General features: G+C 53.7%; 16 protein-coding genes. 7 read left to right on the forward strand and 9 right to left on the reverse strand.

The window, feature by feature from the left end:
• Window positions 1-52: 52 nt before the first annotated feature.
• Together B3K89_RS04920 and B3K89_RS04925 are read left to right on the forward strand one after the other, a co-directional pair.
• Window positions 53-1213, forward strand: a complete 1161-nt coding sequence (locus tag B3K89_RS04920; protein WP_293896760.1) for a cysteine desulfurase family protein — start codon at window positions 53-55, stop codon at window positions 1211-1213.
• Window positions 1210-1818 carry an iron-sulfur cluster assembly scaffold protein gene (locus B3K89_RS04925; RefSeq protein WP_293896759.1) on the forward strand — a complete coding sequence of 203 codons (609 nt, stop codon included), beginning with the start codon at window positions 1210-1212 and terminating at the stop codon, window positions 1816-1818. Before B3K89_RS04920 ends, B3K89_RS04925 begins: the two co-directional genes overlap by 4 nt.
• 33 nt (window positions 1819-1851) lie before the next feature.
• Here the strand turns inward: B3K89_RS04925 and B3K89_RS04930 are convergent, their stop codons facing one another.
• Together B3K89_RS04930 and B3K89_RS04935 are read right to left on the reverse strand one after the other, a co-directional pair.
• Window positions 1852-3348, reverse strand: coding sequence for a tagaturonate epimerase family protein (locus tag B3K89_RS04930; RefSeq protein ID WP_345907145.1), 1497 nt, complete (start codon window positions 3346-3348; stop codon window positions 1852-1854).
• Window positions 3349-3361: 13 nt separating this feature from the next.
• A complete protein-coding gene (locus B3K89_RS04935; protein ID WP_345907146.1) occupies window positions 3362-5047 on the reverse strand; it encodes a nucleoside kinase in 1686 nt (561 codons plus the stop codon).
• A 135-nt stretch (window positions 5048-5182) separates the two neighbouring features.
• Between B3K89_RS04935 and B3K89_RS04940 the strand changes: the two genes are divergently transcribed.
• Window positions 5183-6979: an aldehyde ferredoxin oxidoreductase N-terminal domain-containing protein gene (locus B3K89_RS04940; protein ID WP_345907147.1), complete on the forward strand. Its 1797-nt coding sequence runs from the start codon at window positions 5183-5185 to the stop codon at window positions 6977-6979.
• Here the strand turns inward: B3K89_RS04940 and B3K89_RS04945 are convergent.
• Window positions 6918-7448 (reverse strand): metallophosphoesterase family protein, encoded by a 531-nt coding sequence (locus tag B3K89_RS04945; RefSeq protein ID WP_293896752.1) that lies wholly within the window; start codon window positions 7446-7448, stop codon window positions 6918-6920. The genes B3K89_RS04940 and B3K89_RS04945 overlap by 62 nt on opposite strands.
• Window positions 7449-7569: 121 nt before the next feature.
• Here B3K89_RS04945 and B3K89_RS04950 point away from each other — a divergent pair, with 121 nt between their 5' ends.
• The gene (locus tag B3K89_RS04950; protein WP_293896751.1) at window positions 7570-8496 is read left to right on the forward strand and encodes an alpha/beta hydrolase; all 927 of its coding nucleotides are present in this window, start codon (window positions 7570-7572) and stop codon (window positions 8494-8496) included.
• Window positions 8493-9740: a YihY/virulence factor BrkB family protein gene (locus tag B3K89_RS04955; protein ID WP_293896750.1), complete on the forward strand. Its 1248-nt coding sequence runs from the start codon at window positions 8493-8495 to the stop codon at window positions 9738-9740. The genes B3K89_RS04950 and B3K89_RS04955 overlap by 4 nt, the downstream gene beginning before the upstream one ends.
• Here B3K89_RS04955 and B3K89_RS04960 read toward each other — a convergent pair.
• The gene (locus B3K89_RS04960; protein ID WP_293896749.1) at window positions 9737-10540 is read right to left on the reverse strand and encodes a ZIP family metal transporter; all 804 of its coding nucleotides are present in this window, start codon (window positions 10538-10540) and stop codon (window positions 9737-9739) included. The genes B3K89_RS04955 and B3K89_RS04960 overlap by 4 nt on opposite strands.
• A 94-nt stretch (window positions 10541-10634) precedes the next feature.
• Here B3K89_RS04960 and B3K89_RS04965 point away from each other — a divergent pair, with 94 nt between their 5' ends.
• Window positions 10635-11126, forward strand: a complete 492-nt coding sequence (locus B3K89_RS04965; protein WP_293896748.1) for a hypothetical protein — start codon at window positions 10635-10637, stop codon at window positions 11124-11126.
• Here B3K89_RS04965 and B3K89_RS04970 read toward each other — a convergent pair.
• Window positions 11088-11489 (reverse strand): hypothetical protein, encoded by a 402-nt coding sequence (locus B3K89_RS04970; RefSeq protein ID WP_293896747.1) that lies wholly within the window; start codon window positions 11487-11489, stop codon window positions 11088-11090. The genes B3K89_RS04965 and B3K89_RS04970 overlap by 39 nt on opposite strands.
• Window positions 11490-12152: a Crp/Fnr family transcriptional regulator gene (locus B3K89_RS04975; protein ID WP_293896746.1), complete on the reverse strand. Its 663-nt coding sequence runs from the start codon at window positions 12150-12152 to the stop codon at window positions 11490-11492. It abuts the gene before it with no gap.
• A gap of 87 nt (window positions 12153-12239) precedes the next feature.
• Here B3K89_RS04975 and B3K89_RS04980 point away from each other — a divergent pair, with 87 nt between their 5' ends.
• On the forward strand, window positions 12240-12923 hold the full coding sequence (locus B3K89_RS04980) for an ATP-binding protein (RefSeq protein WP_293896745.1): 684 nt from the start codon (window positions 12240-12242) through the stop codon (window positions 12921-12923).
• On the opposite strand, the gene B3K89_RS04985 is transcribed toward B3K89_RS04980, so the two are convergent.
• Genes B3K89_RS04985 through B3K89_RS04995 form a run of 3 tightly spaced genes read right to left on the reverse strand, consistent with a single transcriptional unit; the run spans window position 12920 to window position 15976 of the window.
• Complete coding sequence (locus B3K89_RS04985; RefSeq protein ID WP_293896744.1) at window positions 12920-14008, reverse strand: hypothetical protein; 1089 nt, start codon at window positions 14006-14008, stop codon at window positions 12920-12922. The two genes, B3K89_RS04980 and B3K89_RS04985, sit on opposite strands and share 4 nt — an antisense overlap.
• Window positions 14002-14748: an outer membrane lipoprotein-sorting protein gene (locus B3K89_RS04990; protein ID WP_293896743.1), complete on the reverse strand. Its 747-nt coding sequence runs from the start codon at window positions 14746-14748 to the stop codon at window positions 14002-14004. The genes B3K89_RS04985 and B3K89_RS04990 overlap by 7 nt, the downstream gene beginning before the upstream one ends.
• Complete coding sequence (locus B3K89_RS04995; protein WP_293896741.1) at window positions 14741-15976, reverse strand: ABC transporter permease; 1236 nt, start codon at window positions 15974-15976, stop codon at window positions 14741-14743. Before B3K89_RS04995 ends, B3K89_RS04990 begins: the two co-directional genes overlap by 8 nt.
• Window positions 15977-15979: the final 3 nt, after the last annotated feature.

Here is a 15979-nt window from a genome sequence, read left to right on the forward strand (position 1 = left end):
GCACATTGACCCTTTGGGTCATGCTTCACTATGTTGTATATGAGGTTTTATTATGGAACAGCACATGATCTATTTGGATAATAATGCGACTACTGCGATGCATGAAGATGTCATCGAAGCAGTACATCAGGCAAATATGCTTTACGGGAATGCTTCCAGCATGCACATGGCAGGACGTCAGGCAGCTCTAGCCATCGAACAGAGCAGGCAATCGCTTGCTTCCCTCATCGATGCCGAGCCTTCCTGGATCGTCTTCACCAGCGGGGCAAGCGAAGCAAACAATACCGTATTCAATATCTTTAAGGAGCGCATCGACATCGGTTCGAAGCGCAATCGAATGGTAACCACCACCATCGAGCACCCATCGATCATCGAGACGGTCAAATACCTGAAACAACACGGCTACAAAGTTGATGAATGTCCGGTCGACCATACGGGAATGGTGAACATGGATGCTATGAAGAGCCTTCTTGGCGAGGATGTCGCCTTGGTTTCGGTGATGCTGGGGAACAATGAGATCGGGACCATCCAACCGGTTGCGGAAATTGCCGGGCTCGCCCACCAAGTTGGAGCATATGTACATACCGATGCCACCCAGGCCATCGGGAAAATACCTGTTTCGATGCGGGAACTGGGAGTCGATTACCTCAGCCTCTCCTCCCATAAATTCTATGGACCCAAAGGTGTGGGTGCATTGGCCGTCAAGGCCAAGGCTCCCTATACGCCTTTGGTGCATGGCGGACACCAGGAAGGTGGAAAGCGGGCGGGGACGTATAACACCCCGTCCATCGTCGGCATGGGAGTGGCTGCCTCCATCGCCCAGCGTGATCAGAAAGAAGAGCAGGAGAAGCTCTGGAAGCTCAGGGAGATGCTGAGACTCGGGATTCTGCAGCGTATCAGCAACGTGGTGGTCAACGGGAATCAGGAACACTGCCTGCCCGGCACCCTTGACGTCTCCTTCCCTCATGCAGAAGGGGAGTCCATCCTGCTCTATCTCGATATGGAAGGAATTATGGTTTCCACCGGGAGTGCGTGTGCAAGCGGGTCGCTTGAACCCAGTTATGTACTTTTGGCCTCCGGGGTGGATATCGAGCTTGCCCACGGCTCCATCCGGTTCAGTTTCGGCCGTTATAACACCGAACAGGACGTTGCCTATGTCCTGGAGAAGCTGCCGCCGATTATCAAGCGTTTAAGGGAGATGTCAACACGATGACCAATTTTATGAGCCAATGGGTCTACACCCCGGTGGTGAAGGACCATTTTATGAATCCCAGGAATACCCTCAGGGAGGACGAGCAGTTTGATGCTGATGGTATCGGGAATGTCGGATCGCTGGCGTGCGGGGACCAGATGGAAGTCTTGATCAAGGTCAAGGATGACAAGATTGCAGACCTCAGATGGCTCACCTATGGCTGTGCCTCTGCCATTGCAAGTACCTCCATGATGAGTGAAATGGCCATCGGCCTCACCCTTGAGCAAGCCTACCACCTCACTCCTGCCGCGATCACCGAAGCCTTGGGAGGGTTGCCGGAACACAAGTTCCACTGCTCGGTGCTTGGTGATAAAGCCTTGCGTGCCGCCATTGATGATTATCTGGCAAAACAGGGGAGGGAGAACCCCTTCAAGAAGCATGTAGCCAAGACTATCTGTGAATGCAAGAATGTCACTGATGTCCAGATAGAGGACCTGGTGAAAACCAAGCAGGCAAAGACCCTGGAGCAACTGCAGGAAATCACCGAGTATGGTACGGTCTGCGGGAAATGCAAGCAGGCGGTGAGCGAACTCTTCGACGAGTACAAGCACATCTACAACGTGTAAGGAGATGAGGCGGCCGAAAGGCCGCCTCACCTGTCATTGCTTGGAGAATCCCAACAAGGAAAGATGCTTGCCTATATGTTTGGCCAGCAGCGACTGATATTCCTGTTCCTCCCGTGCAAGCAAATTGAACAGCTCATCACCAAGCAGTCTGCCACCCTGCTCGTTTGTGTCCTTTAGCAGGTAGCCGTAGGTGATATGGAGAAGCTGACGTGCATTGTCATCCTCCAGATAGCGCCAAAGCTCGCTGTCTTGCACCTCCTCTAAAGCATTGATGCGGTCGAGCTTGGTGGTTACATGGTAGAATTTTTTTGCATCGGCAAACCGCTTCAGGGCATGGGCGTGCATCCTGCGGTACAGGCCGGGGTCCTTCAAGGCGACCAGCCTGACCGCCTCGAGCCAGTTTGTCCCGGCGGTCTTGACATGGAAGCTCCCCTTGATGGTCTTCGCCAGTATGGGGAAAATGCTGAACTTGTCACTGCCGGAGTGGATGCTCAGCCGGTAGCCGAAGTGGTTGGCGATGGCTGCATGCTGGGCAAGGTCTGCGCTAAACTCTTCCAAGTCCCCGATATAGTCGATTCCTTTCTGGAACTCTCCGATGAAACGGGGTGCCAGGGTGGAGACAGCGACCTGCCTTCTCTTCAGCTCCAAGGCGATGAACAAGTGGCTTTTGGGATTGGTCGGGGTATCGGTTTCGTCGATGGAGATCTCGAAATCAATCGGCTTGGATGAGGTGCGGATATAGTTCTCATAGACCATCTGAATGAAATCCAAGGCCTTGTGATAGGTCAGTACGTCCTGCATCAGATGCATGCGGTCGAGTTTGATCACCTCTTCTCCTATGGTGAACAACTGCTCCTGATACAGCTTCTCGAACCGTTCCCGTATCTCATGGTCCAGCTGTTGATAACGTCCGAGAAGTGCCTCTTCGTCCAAGGATTGGATCAAGTTGTCTATTTGTTCGGAGGAGTCGAGGGTGATCATCGTAGCACCTTGGGAAAGTGATTTCTCAATATCCTCACACCTCTTCAGGTGATCGCCGTCGGCACCGTAACCGGTCGTATAGCCCTCTTGGAAAACTGCGTAGGCGGCGGCATCGATGACATCATCAAAGCTGCGGCCGGTGAAGTTGAGCTCCCTGATCGACTGCTGTGCGAAGAAGGGGAACACATTCGTGCCCTGCAAGGCTTGGATATGACCGGCTGTCGCTTGGCCGAGCCGGTCGCCCAAGCCCAGCGACGGCCGCTTGGTTGTATTGGCCACCGGGGCGGTGTACGGCAGGTATTTGTTCAGGACAAGGCGGTTTGCATGGTCGGCAGGACAAATCTTGATCATTTGTCCAGCTTCGCCTGCCAACTCATCGAAGACCGGCCCACTGCCATGGGCGACTATGTATTTGGTTGTATCACAGCGGATCATTGCAATGATGCACTCACCGAGGCTGGTAACCGACTTTTCATACAGCTTGACCGGCTTTCCCAGTCTCGTCTCCAACGCGTGGGTATCAATTTGTCTGGAATCGTAGAGTTCCATACATGCTCCTTCGTCAAATGACGTCAAACTCGCTGCCGCCGATGAACTCCCTGAGCAGGGAGTCCGGTGGCACTAACGTGTCGGGGATGGGATTTACATGCTCCAGGAACCTGAGCAGCCTGCGAGCCGTCTCATAGGCTGCACCTGCCGAAGGCTTGACCATTTTCAGCAATGGTTGGGCATAGGTGGTCAGCACCCCCAACTCATAATCGAGGGCACTGTTGATCAGTACATCTGCATTGTTCTGATACGGGAAAATGTAGCGGTCTTCGCCTCGCTGCACCGACGGCCACATGTTGAGGGTGGTCTCAGCATTCGTCCCCCGGGTGCGGTTGTCCCTGATCAGGCGTCGAATGATTCGATTGTCGGTTGTACTGATTCGATTGTGGTCGTCGAGGTTCAGCTGGGTAAGGGCTGAGATGTATACCCTGAAGAGCAAATCGCTCTCAAGTGACGCAGTGAGTTGGGGATTCATCCCATGGATGCCTTCAATGATCAGGATTGTCCGCTTGTCCATCTGTACCGGTTCTGCTTCATAACTGCGGGTTGCGGTTTTGAAATCGAACTTGCACAAATGTACCGCCTCGCCTCTGAACAGGCTTGCAATGTCCGCTTGGAATTTTGCAACATCGAGGGCCTCGAGAGCCTCCAGGTCGGGCTTGTTGAATTCGTCCTTAGGGGCCTGGCTGGGTGGAAGATAGTAACTGTCCAGTGAAATCTTTATGGTTTTTTTACCCAATACCTGCAACTGGATTCCCAGCTTGTGGGCAAAGGTGGTTTTTCCAGAAGAGGAAGGACCTGCTATAAGAACCGCTTTGACACTGCTGTGCAGATTGATCTGGTCGGCAATGCTGGCGATTTTCTTTTGCTGCAGGGCTTCCGCCAGCCTGATGAACGATTCCACGGTGTTCTGGTTGCCCATCTGGTTCAGCTGGCCCAGCGACTGGACGCCCAAAATGCTCCCCCACGCCTTGTACTCCTTGAAGACCGAGAAGAGCAGGGGGTTGTCTACAAACGGATCAAGGGCCTTGATGTTGTGCGACCTGGGATAGCGCAGCAGCATGCCGCGCTCCTGATACGGCTTGAGTTCCCAGACCCTCATCAACCCCGTCTTGCTGAGCAGGGGTTCATAGGAGATGTCCAGGTACCCGCTGAGGCGGTAGAGGTTCACCTTCGGCTCATTGCGGGTCGAAAGGAGCGCTGCAGTCTGGTCGAAATGATTCTGCTCGAAATAGGTGAGGGCGTTCTCATACGTCAGTGTGATCTCCTCGATGTCCAGATTCTGCTCAACCAATGTACGCATCGCCTGTTCGATGGCAAGGATGTCGTTTCGGCTGAGTGTCAACTCGTCATCGAAGCTGAAATAGTAGCCGTCACCCAGTGAATGCCCGATCACCAGGCGGCGTGCCGGATAGAGCATGGAAACAGCGGCACACAAAAGATAGCAAATCGAGTGGCGGTAGATACGCTTGCCCATATCACCGAACAAGCGAACCGGTTCCACCGTGCAGTCGGCAACCAATGACCGGGAACAGGAGTGCAACTCGTGGTTGACCAGCGCTCCTACAAAGGGATTGTCTTCGTAGACCGGATGCCTGCAGGTTTCCTTGACTTGGGCTTTGAGCAATACATCCTCAACGGTAGAGCCGATCGGCAAGGAGAGGGTTTGGCCATGGATCGTCACTTGAATCTGTTTCATGGGTAAATAATACAGGCTTGAGATACCAGCGGCAAGGGGAAAGCAATTTTTGTAAATTCATGCTATACTTGTCACTCCAGTAAAAACACCCGGATTTTGATTGACAGCAACGTGTGAGGTAGGTACCCTTTGTATATGAAAAAGAAGCGTACATTGGCGTTCCCGTATCGGCAACGCTCGGTATTGCATATAGATATCGCATCGGAATCATGTGAAGTTATTCCGTTGTCTGAAGCTGATGCCAAGGCATACCTTGGGGGAAGATTGCTTGCCCTTCAGCTATGGAAACGATTTGCAGTCGTTGCAGAACTAGGGGATAAATACTATGAGAGCGGCAATCCGGTTGTCTTTGCACCCGGAGCGGCTGCCGACCTGTCCATGCCCTGTCCAACCTCCTGCACCATTGTCACGAAAAGTCCGCTGACAGGAAAAATTGCCGTCGCAAGTGCTTCTTCTCAGCTTGCGGGTGCAATCGCGGGTGCCGGCTATTGTGCACTGGTCATCACCGGTCGTGCTCGCAGACTCATGAGCTTCAGGATCCATGATGGAGGGGTGAGCTTTGCTGCAGCCGAGGAATTCCACAACCTGACCACCGTTGAGGTTGCCAAGCGGGCTGCCTCCAAGCATGTGGTCTGTATCGGTCCGGCAGGCGAGCACCAGGTTGCCCATGCCTCTCTTGTCGTAGACAACCAGAACATTCGATGCGGCGGCGCTGCCTTGGTGTTCGGTTTGAAGAACATCAAGTTTTTTTCTCTCGATACGACCACAGCGGGAAGGGAGTCCTATGATCCTCATCGGTTCGGACTGCTGGTCCAATCCTCGCTGAAGGCGATGAGCAAGAGACGAATCTGCCGAACGGTAGCAAAACAAGGGTCTTTGGCACTCCTTGCAAAGGCGAACCATCATGGTTGGGCCGCCATTGACAACTATTCGATGCGCATCGATGGCCGGCTGTGGGGACTCTGCCCGCGCTCGGCTGAAAAAGAGGGGCGTCCCGAGGTTCTCTCTGGTCCTGTCTGTGAGGAGAAGTCCTCGATGGACCTGCATAGCGCCATGGCCTTGGGATCGAATCTCGAGCTTTTTGACAGTCGCAGTGTGCAGCAGCTGGCTACCCGCTGTCTGGAGAACGGACTCGATCCGATAAGCGCCGGAGCGGTTCTCTCGTGGGCGAGAAAGAGCCGCATGGATGGTCTTTTGGGTTTCTTGCCCGATATGCAACGTTCATCGGCAATGCTCTATCTCAGGCTTCTGGATGCAATGGCGTATCAGCGGGGGACCGGCGAACAGCTTGGAAGGAGCATGGAGGAACTGGTCACCATCCATGGCGGAGCCGAACATGCTTTCATGGTCGACAACCTGCCGCTTCCTCCTTTCGATTATCGTGCACTTCCCGTACAGGCTTTGCTTGCATCGCTTGGCGATGAGCGGTTGGTACTTGGTGAGCTGCTTTGGGGAAACCGGTATCGCAGGGGAAATGAACGGGCCCTTGCCTCTTGGGCTCTCTATGTCCAGCAAGTATCCTCCGCCTTGGAATGTGTCGGGCTCTCTCCCTTGATGCTGCTGCCCACGTTTGCACATCCAATTTTCCACTTTCCCTACTGGAAGTTCAGGCACAAGAATTTCTCAACCTTGGCTGCTTTTGCTTCGCTGGGGGAGGGGTATGAGATCCATACCGAGCAGATGGCGGCTTTCGGGAAGAAAGCTGAAGCGTTGCAGCAGGAGATCAACACTCTGTTGCTTGACGGGCACAAGCAGAAGGGACGACTGCCGGACCAGCTTCTGGTTAATNNCTTAATGGAAAGAGCAATTACCGAAGGGCGCAGGTTGTTCCGCTCGCCCGGCTTTTGGACGCTTATGAGAGCCTCCTCCGTCACAAGAAGTAGTATTGCAACGAAGGCAGCGGACGATCGTCGTCAAAGCTGCGGATGCTGATTCCTTCTTCAAAGAACAAGGCATAGGTGGGGCCCGACGCCGTTCTTGGAAAGGTGGTGGAGCCTGGGTTTATGTGCAGGATTCCGTCTTCGCCCAGCATCAGGCGGGGGGCGTGGGTATGTCCTGAAATGAAGATGTCGCCCCGTTCCATATCCAATCCATAGGGTGAGGGGAACCTGTCTCCATGCGTCATTACCACCGGGTACTTCCCCCATTGCAGCCGTTGCACCAAGGGAGGGAGGTTGATGCCGGCAGAGCTGAAGTCATACGAACTGTCACAATTTCCCCGGACCAATATGAACTCGACAGGTTGACTCAGCAGCTGCTTGAAAGCAGGTGATGAGGGAGGACAGATGTCTCCGGCTATGAGAATTTGCTGTGCTCGATGGACCTTGGCGTGTTGCAAGAGTCGGTGCAGCGCAACCGTCGATCCATGAACATCACTGGCTACAATCAAAGTCGGAAGCATGAGTTCGCTTTCTCCTGCAATATTTTCCCAAACAGAGTAAATTTGGTCCTTGTGGTGTGTACACAATATTGTTATCATGATACGAGAATTATATAAAAATAAACAAGACGGGGAGGGGCCTATGACTACAATCAGGGGGTTGGTTTGCAGCGACGGCAAGACGATACAGTACCGTGTATGGATTCCTGAGGAGAGGCAGATCGAGGGAGTGCTCCTGATTTTGCATGGAATGGCCGAACACAGTCTTCGGTATCAGCGCTTTGCGCTGTTTCTCAACTCCAAGGGTATTGCCGTTTATGCTCCCGATCACCGTGGTCATGGCTTGACCGGTCAGCGCGATGGGGAAACACTGGGATATTTTGCAGAACGGGAAGGGTGGAGGCGCGTGGTGGAGGACGCCTACGAGCTGTGCAATGTCATTCTTTCAGAGTTCCCCAAGAAACCCCTCTTTTTGCTTGGTCACAGCATGGGCTCCTTTCTTGCACGCTCTTTGATGGTTGAACACTCCGACCTCTTCGACGGGGTGATCATCATGGGTACCGGTTCCTCGCAAGGCTTGTTGGGCAAGGTGGGAAAACTGATCGCCCGCTCCCATGTTTCCAAGCATGGCTCCAAGCATCCTGATGCCCTGCTTGATAAAATGAGTTTCGGCTCCTACAACAAAAAAATACCCAATGCCCAAACACCCTTCGATTGGCTTTCCCGGGATAAGGAACAGGTTGCAGCCTATATAGAGGATCCCTTGTGCGGTTTTGTCTGCACTTCCAAGTTCTTTGAGGACCTGCTTGATGGAATAGAGATGGCCAATAACCGGGTTTTAGCCAGGAAACTACCCGTCGATTTGCCTTTGCTCATCATCAGTGGAACGGAAGACCCGGTAGGAGGGTATGGCAAGGGAGTTCGCAAGGTATATGAGCTGTATCGTGACTGCAACATCTCAGACATCACGCTTACCCTGATTCCTGAGGCACGACATGAGTTGCTTCAAGAGACAAACCGCCAATCGACCAAGGAGTATCTCTACAATTGGATGAAGCAAAGGCTATGAAAACAACGCATTGGAGCGTGATGCAACAGAACCTCAAACGATTGGGCAAGTTCATCGCCATCGTCTTCAGGCAGGCGATGAAAGACAATATTCTCAATTCAGCCTCCGGTTTGGTGTATTCAACCCTCCTTGCCATCATTCCCGCCCTAACCTTCATATTTACGTTTTTCAAGACCCTGGGGGTGCTTGAACCGCTGACAGCCGTCCTGTCCCAGTGGATTTCCGACCTTGTCGGACCACAGGCAGGAGGGGATTTAATGGTTCTCTTGGACCGTTACACCCGCAATGCGACGAGCCTGGGCGTGGTGGGGCTGGTCTCCTTTCTGATCACCATGGTCCTGCTCATCAACAAGGTGTGGTCGGTGATCAACCAGATTTATCGGTCCTCGCGCAGTCGCAATACTCTCAAACGCTTCGCAGGCTATGTTACCTTTCTCATTGTAGCGAGCCTGCTTTTGGCTGCCTATGTGAGCGTGCAGTCGGTGCTGGCCACATGGTATCTCGACTTGGTGGGTGTCACCATCGGTCGCTGGTCGAGTGTGCTGAGGACGCTTGCCCCATCGATCATCGTCGCCCTCATCCTCTTTCTTCTCATCTATTTTGTACCCAATACGAAAGTGCGGTTCGATGCCGCGTTCCTCGGCAGTCTTGCAGGGGTGCTGTTCATCAGCATATTCAGCAAATTCACCACCCTCCTTACCTCGATGGCCACCAACTTCTCTGTCATCTACGGTTCGTTTGCGGCGGTCTTTTTATTCTTGTTCTTCTGTTATGTTTTTTGGGCAACGGTCTTCTTCAGCGTTGAGCTTGCCTATGTGCACCAGTTCAGGCCCGATGCATCCAGCTTCATCGGCCTTCCGCAAAGCCCGGCCCTGCAGCTCTCCGAGGGCACCAACATCATGATGCTCATCGGCAGCAACTTCCGCGACGGCAGGGGTGCAACCTCGGTTAGGGAGATGCTCGACCGTCTTGCCATTCCCTACAACAGGCTCCAAGGTTTTTTGGCGTTGCTGACCCAGCTGAATTTCATCACCCCGACGAACAACAGTCATACAAGCTTTATTCCCAAGCAACCGCTGGAAAGCCTGCGCCTGCAGGATTTGGTGGTAGGCCTGTATGGACTGGAAACCATCGACGAGGTGGAGCACGATACCGCCGGAGAGGCTGTTGCCTTGCAGGTTCAGGACCGGGGTATTGCCAGCCTGGGGTCGCTGACCATCGAGAACCTCTTGCAGCGCATCTAGCCCAAGGCTACATCCAAAATCATCATGACCGCAAAGCCAACCATGGTTCCCAAGGTGGCGTAGTGGGTTCCTTTGTGGTCGTCCGAGGTCGCTTGTGCTTCCGGGATCAGCTCCTCGACCACTACATAGATCATCGCTCCTGCTGCAAAGGCGAGTGCATAGGGAAGAACGGGCGTCATCCGGGTTACCAGAAGGGCTCCCAAGACACCCGCAATGGGTTCCACGATACCGGATGCTTGGCCGTAGAAAAAACTCTTTGTCCTGCTCAGGCCTTCCCTGCGCAGCGGGATGGAAACAGCAGCCCCTTCGGGCAGGTTCTGCAGTCCGATGCCGATGGCAACCGCCAGTGCCGCACTCATGTCCCCTCCGCCAAGGGCGGCCGAACCGATGGCAACCCCGACGGCCAAGCCTTCGGGAAAGTTGTGCAACGTGATGGAGAGGACCAACAGGATGGACCTGCGAAGGTGGGTCGGGATGCCTTCCTCTTCACCCCTCTTCGAGCCGATGTGGGCATGGGGCAGCAGATGATCGGCTGCGTAGAGAAAGAGGCCGCCGAGAAGAAAGCCGATTGTCGCTACCAGGTAGGCTGGAACCGGGCCGCCCTGGGAAAGCTCGATCGCCGGGGCAAGCAGCGACCAGAACGAGGCAGCGATCATGATGCCGCTGGCGAAACCCAGCAGGGTGTTCATCACATGCTTTTGGATTGTCTTGAAGAAGAACACAAAGGCCGAACCCAGGGCCGTCATGGCCCACGTGCCCATCGTCGCCAAAAAGGCCAGAAAGATTGGATTGTTGCTCATGACATTACAATACGGAGCCTCAGTTGAACGGTCAAGATGGGAAACCTCTTGCCTAGAAGCAAGATGACAGGCTACTGTGGATTTGGAGGTTCCTATGTTGTTAGACCCTGTCAACCAAGCTGCAATAGACCCGCTCATCTGGCATTCGTTTCCCGATGAGACCGATGGCATTCTTGCAGATGAAATATGGAAGTGCGGTACGCTTGTGTGTACCATACTCAAGAACCCTGCCTGCAGGAGCGGGGAAGATTTGGTGAATATTCCCTACTCTCTGATCGTCAAGCGCGGCAAACAGGTAATTCTTGCCGTCTCTTTGGAGCAGGAAGACCTGCGTTCCCTCTCCTACAAGCTGGGCTGTTCACTGCGTGAGTTGCAGGAGGATTACAGCACCAAAGGGTATTTCTCCGAGTTGCGCGGCTATGTGTACACCAACGACGTTCGTGAGGACCTCGGCCCCTATGAGGGTGGCCTGGACATGCAGAGTGTCAGGATATTCCTGCTGGAAACCGTGTGCGATACGTTTGACATCCTGTCCGAGCCGATCCAGCTACAGGGTGAAGACAAAGCTGCCCGAAAAACTCACTGACGATTGTGCTCTCTCTTGCTGCGGTCGGTAGGGGATCAGAAGGCCTGAGCTTCCCTGCCTGATTGCGGTGGGAGTGTAGAGAAACGAGCTTGTCGGACCCGCTACCAAGGTGGTGGTTTGTTGTGAGGCACTGCCGGCTAGCAATGCCTTTATCAGCATCCCGTCAAGCTCGATAAGCACCCAGTCCCCGTTTTTGTAGCCAGCCTGGTACAGGTCGTTCTCATTGATCGAGAGCACAAGCAGTGGGGAATCCACTTCCTTGGCCACCTCGACGGCAAGGGGCTTGGGCCGATGGGATGTGCTTGTGCAGGACGTAAACAGCATCAAAGCCACTAGAGTTGCAAGCAATAGGAACCGTTTCATCTACTCCTCCTCGTATAGGGTGAAGGTACTCTTCTGATACTCCAGCAAACCTTCACTGCGCATTTTTGAGAGTTCGCTGGACATGGCGCTGCGTTCGACGCAGAGGTAGTCGGCAAGCTGCTGGCGGTCGAAAGGAATCGAGAAGGTTCTGCTTTTCCGTTTTTTTGCCTCCTCGGAGAGGTACGACAGCAGCTTTTCCCGGGTGCTTCGCTTGGTGATGTGATTCATCTTCTTCATCAGTTCAAGGTTCTTCTGCGATAACAGCTTGACCATGTTCTCAATCAAGGACTGATGATGGACACAGCCTTTTCGGCAGGTGGTGATGACCTGGTGGATGTTCAAAAAGAGAACGATGGTCGGTTCACAAGTAATGACGACCACCTCGCTGGGCAGCTGGGTGCACGCTATGGTTTCAGCAAAGCTGTCTGCAACGCCGAGGTTGGCAACCACCGTCCGGTTGCCCCAGAAATCGTGGCGGACGATGTTTGCCGATCCTGATAGGATGATTCCCATCTCGTCGGTGTACTCTCCCTCGTCGATGATGGTGTAATCCTTGGGAAACGTAGAGGTTCTTGCTTTCAGGCAGGAGAGCAGGTCCTCGACGTTCCCAGGCTGGATCCGGGTAAACAATACTGATCGCTCTAGAATCTGTACTACATCCATAGGATTTCCTTTTCTGTTGTAAAAACAACATAATAAACCTGAGCCCCATGGTACCATAGCCCTCGATTCGAGACAATGGAGGATAGTATGATCAGACAAATGATTACCATAGATGAAGAGAAGTGCAACGGTTGCGGCTTGTGTGTCAGCGCCTGTCAGGAAGGAGCCATCGGCCTGGTCAACGGCAAGGCGGTTTTGCTGCGCGAGGATTACTGCGATGGATTGGGCAACTGCCTGCCGGTATGTCCCACCGGAGCCATCAGTTTTGAAGAACGCGAGGCTCCTGCCTTCAATCATGAGGCGGTTGAAGCGTTCATGCAAACCGACAAGCCTGTATTCAGCTGTCCCGGCAGCCAAATCAAGGTGATGAAGGAGAGCCGGAGGGATGGTGCTCACGCACCTGCTGCAAGTCAACTGAGGCAGTGGCCGGTGCAGATCAAGCTTGCCGCCCCCAATGCAGCGTTCTTCAACAACTGCGACCTGCTCATCGCCGCCGACTGCGCTGCGTATGCGCACGGAGACTTTCACAATACCTTCATCCGTAGCCGTGTCACACTCATCGGTTGTCCCAAGCTCGATGAAGGCGACTATGCCCGCCAGCTCACCCAGATATTTTCCAATCACGATATTCGAAGCATCACCGTGGCGAGGATGGAAGTCCCCTGCTGTGGAGGTCTGGATGGGGCGGTCAAGCGTGCCATCGACGCCAGCGGCAAGATCATTCCCCTTGCAGTGGTGACCATCTCCACCGAAGGGGAAATCCTGCGCTAGTAGATCCAGGAGGCTCCCAAGGTCAAAGCCGCCGCACTTGATTCATCCCAGTTGAACAAATCGCCGCTCTCTCCAAAGGGGGCGGCTATGTTTGCGATCAGGCTGAAGCCTTCAAACACCGACCAGGATGCTCCTGCAGTAACCAGGGTGCTGAGATCAAGCGGGGAGAGTATCGCCCTGAGGCTGTAGGAGAGCGAGCCGGTGGGGCTGTAGACGAGCTCGGGGTAGAGCAGCAATGCACAGGACTCTTCGCTCTGACTTGCAAACTTCCACGTGCCGAACGGTCGGCTGAGTATTTCAAGTCGAAGGGACACATTTCTATCTCCGCTGAGATACTGCATATGAAACAGCCCGCCGCTGATCATCCATGATTCCTGGATGTCGGAGGCGTTGGGGTTGGCCTGATTGATGGCAATCGAGGAGGCAAAATACCAGTCGGGGCCGATATTTCCCTGCAGACTTGCAGAGAACTTGTGCACTCGGCCGCTTTCATCCTTGGTAAGGTAGCCCCCCTCTATTTTTGTCTCCCCTGCATTGGTATAGAAGCGTAGACCCATGCCCATATCCTCTGCTTTTTCTGTCATGGGGGGAAGCACAACCGCCTCGACAAAGCTGAAGAAGCCCATCGGGTAGTTGATACTTACCATCCAGTCGGTCTTGGAACGCAGCTCTGCCTGGGTGAGATCCACCGAAACCGAAGAGCTGCCGTAGAGGATGTCTCCTGCATTGAACAGCATGCCATCGCCCCAACTGAGGCGGGTCTTGCCCGCTGTAAGGCGGAAGGAAGGGAATCGGGCGCGCAGATATGCTTTGTAAATGATATCGTCAACAGACGCGATGGGAGTCGGCACCAAGGAATTATAGGTGGTTCTTAGAGCAACTTCTCCCCGTACATTGCCTGAGTTTTCAGAGGGAAGAGAAACTTTCAGATCCATTCCCATGCCCTGCATGAGATCTTGTGAATCCAGCTGATAGGCTGTTAAGGATATAAGATTCATCTCCACCACAGGATTCTGGGCCGCCCCGATGACGAAGAGGGAACAGCTGATAAGGATGGATGCAAAAAGCAGTTGTTTTCCTACCATGTCAGGTTCTCCAAGGTAAAGATTTTTCGGTTGAGCGGGATGTTTACCTCCAATGTATCCAAGGCCATGACAGTGGAGCTGTCACGCTTCATCTTGTCTTCGATCTTGGTCTCTTTGGGCAAGGTGCGCCCATCGACTACGATGGTATCCAGGACCTCCATCTCCTTGAGCAGTCTGCCTTGGGCGGTGGAATAGGCAGCTTTCCACACCAGGTATGTCTCTTTGTCCACCCAGATTTTTTGGATGGGGTAGGCGACCTGACGCGTTTTGGCAGTCAAGGTCAGGACATGGCAGTCGTGTCCGTTGACGATCTGGCTGCCATCGAGGCGGACGGTATAATCGTCCAGGGTATTCTTCTCTTCGGTCATATCCTCATAGGAGAGGTCCGAGCCGAGTACCGACTGCCTCAGCGCTGCTCCCTGCAATCTGATCAATTCCTCGGAATCGGGGTAGAAGAGGTAGAGGCTGCCCTTGGTCCGGAGGATCTTCTGGCCGCGTTCGGCAACACTGGTGAACTCTATCAGCGAGTCGCTGGAGCCCTGTGTCCATGCCTTGAAGGTGCTCACCTTGGCACCGAAGCGGTCGGTTGTGGTAATGGACCCGGTTGAATAGGAGGTGTCGAAGGTTTGCATCCCATCCATGGTTTTGATGATTTCATCTGCCGTAATGGCACTCAGATTGAGTGGAATGCAGAGCAGGCAAAGCAGGGTGGCTGTGATGACACGAGTACGGTTAGACATAGCGCAGGGCCTCCACAATCTGGATTTTTGATGCTCTTCGAGAGGGAATGAGCGTTGAAAGCGTGGCAGTGAGAATGGCATAGAACCAAACAAAGAGAGCAATCCACCAGTTGACCTGCGGGTAGAGAATGGAGGAGATTTCCATATCCACCCCGCTCATTGCCTCGGTGAAATTGAGTCCGACTTTACCCAGGACTGCGATGATGATGAGTCCGGCGATGGTTCCAACCGTGGAGCCTGCCATGCTGATGAACGACCCTTCCAGCAGAAAGAGCCGGGTAAGCTCCTTGCCCTGCATGCCTAAGGCCGCAAGGGTTCCTATCTCCCGCATCCGCTCATAAATTACCATCATGGTGGTATTGATGATGACGGTGCTGCCAAGTACAAAGAATACACCGGCCATGACGTAGTAGATGAACTTGGCGATGGAAAGGAAGGAATACATCATGTTCAAATCCTTCCATGCCTTGGTCTCGGTTCCCAGCCCAAGCTCTGCCTCAAGCAACTCCTTCACTGCTTGGGCGACGTCTGCTTCCTTGTACCCATCGGCTACCTGCAGGAGGATCTCCTGGGTTTGGCCTTCCATGCGCAGCATGTACTGCGCCCTGTCCAAGGGGATGTAGAGGGTTTTCGAGCTCAAGCCGCCGACAGGAAACGATGCTATTCCTACAATCTCAAACGTCATGGCGTTCGATCCCCGCAGGGCTGTGGAGGTCAACACGGTGATTTTGTCACCCAGTTCAAGCTGAAGGTCGTGAGCCAGGATGGCTCCGATAAGCAGCTCATTTTTCCCCTTTTGGGGAAGCCTTCCTTCACTCACCAGGGAAGGAAAGTCAATGAAGGCTGCTTCAGTTGCAAAATCGACGCCGACGCCGAGTGCACCGTTGTTTTTCCCATCGAGATAAAGATTTGCCGGGAAGTTGATTCGGCTGGTCGCCGCTTCAACACCTTCGACGGATTTTGCAAGCGGCAGCACAGCATCCACATCAAGGCTGAGATGCAGAGGGTTGTACCGCTCATACTTCTCGAACGACTCGTGCCGGATTCGTACCTCGCCGGTATAGTAGGAGGTCAGGTTTGTCTCCATATCCGCTTCCATGCATTCAAACAGTGCGAGCAGCGCCATGATGGCCATGGCCGATACCGCAATGGCGATTGCAGAGAGTGAGGAACGGCGAAGATTGCGAAAGATATTGCGAAATGCCACAGCAGGGAGTTTAGTCGTCATTGC

Source organism: Sphaerochaeta sp. UBA5849, assembly GCA_002432715.1.
In the GTDB taxonomy this organism is placed as follows: Bacteria; Spirochaetota; Spirochaetia; order Sphaerochaetales; family Sphaerochaetaceae; genus Sphaerochaeta.

Excerpts from the sequence above, each read along its gene's own strand:
- B3K89_RS04920 (WP_293896760.1), top strand. The coding sequence starts at position 53 with ATGGAACAGCACATGATCTATTTGGATAATAATGCGACTACTGCGATG.
- B3K89_RS04925 (WP_293896759.1), top strand. The coding sequence starts at position 1,210 with ATGACCAATTTTATGAGCCAATGGGTCTACACCCCGGTGGTGAAGGAC.
- B3K89_RS04930 (WP_345907145.1), bottom strand. The coding sequence starts at position 3,348 with ATGGAACTCTACGATTCCAGACAAATTGATACCCACGCGTTGGAGACG.
- B3K89_RS04935 (WP_345907146.1), bottom strand. The coding sequence starts at position 5,047 with ATGAAACAGATTCAAGTGACGATCCATGGCCAAACCCTCTCCTTGCCG.
- B3K89_RS04945 (WP_293896752.1), bottom strand. The coding sequence starts at position 7,448 with ATGCTTCCGACTTTGATTGTAGCCAGTGATGTTCATGGATCGACGGTT.
- B3K89_RS04950 (WP_293896751.1), top strand. The coding sequence starts at position 7,570 with ATGACTACAATCAGGGGGTTGGTTTGCAGCGACGGCAAGACGATACAG.
- B3K89_RS04955 (WP_293896750.1), top strand. The coding sequence starts at position 8,493 with ATGAAAACAACGCATTGGAGCGTGATGCAACAGAACCTCAAACGATTG.
- B3K89_RS04960 (WP_293896749.1), bottom strand. The coding sequence starts at position 10,540 with ATGAGCAACAATCCAATCTTTCTGGCCTTTTTGGCGACGATGGGCACG.
- B3K89_RS04965 (WP_293896748.1), top strand. The coding sequence starts at position 10,635 with ATGTTGTTAGACCCTGTCAACCAAGCTGCAATAGACCCGCTCATCTGG.
- B3K89_RS04970 (WP_293896747.1), bottom strand. The coding sequence starts at position 11,489 with ATGAAACGGTTCCTATTGCTTGCAACTCTAGTGGCTTTGATGCTGTTT.
- B3K89_RS04975 (WP_293896746.1), bottom strand. The coding sequence starts at position 12,152 with ATGGATGTAGTACAGATTCTAGAGCGATCAGTATTGTTTACCCGGATC.
- B3K89_RS04980 (WP_293896745.1), top strand. The coding sequence starts at position 12,240 with ATGATCAGACAAATGATTACCATAGATGAAGAGAAGTGCAACGGTTGC.
- B3K89_RS04985 (WP_293896744.1), bottom strand. The coding sequence starts at position 14,008 with ATGGTAGGAAAACAACTGCTTTTTGCATCCATCCTTATCAGCTGTTCC.
- B3K89_RS04990 (WP_293896743.1), bottom strand. The coding sequence starts at position 14,748 with ATGTCTAACCGTACTCGTGTCATCACAGCCACCCTGCTTTGCCTGCTC.
- B3K89_RS04995 (WP_293896741.1), bottom strand. The coding sequence starts at position 15,976 with ATGACGACTAAACTCCCTGCTGTGGCATTTCGCAATATCTTTCGCAAT.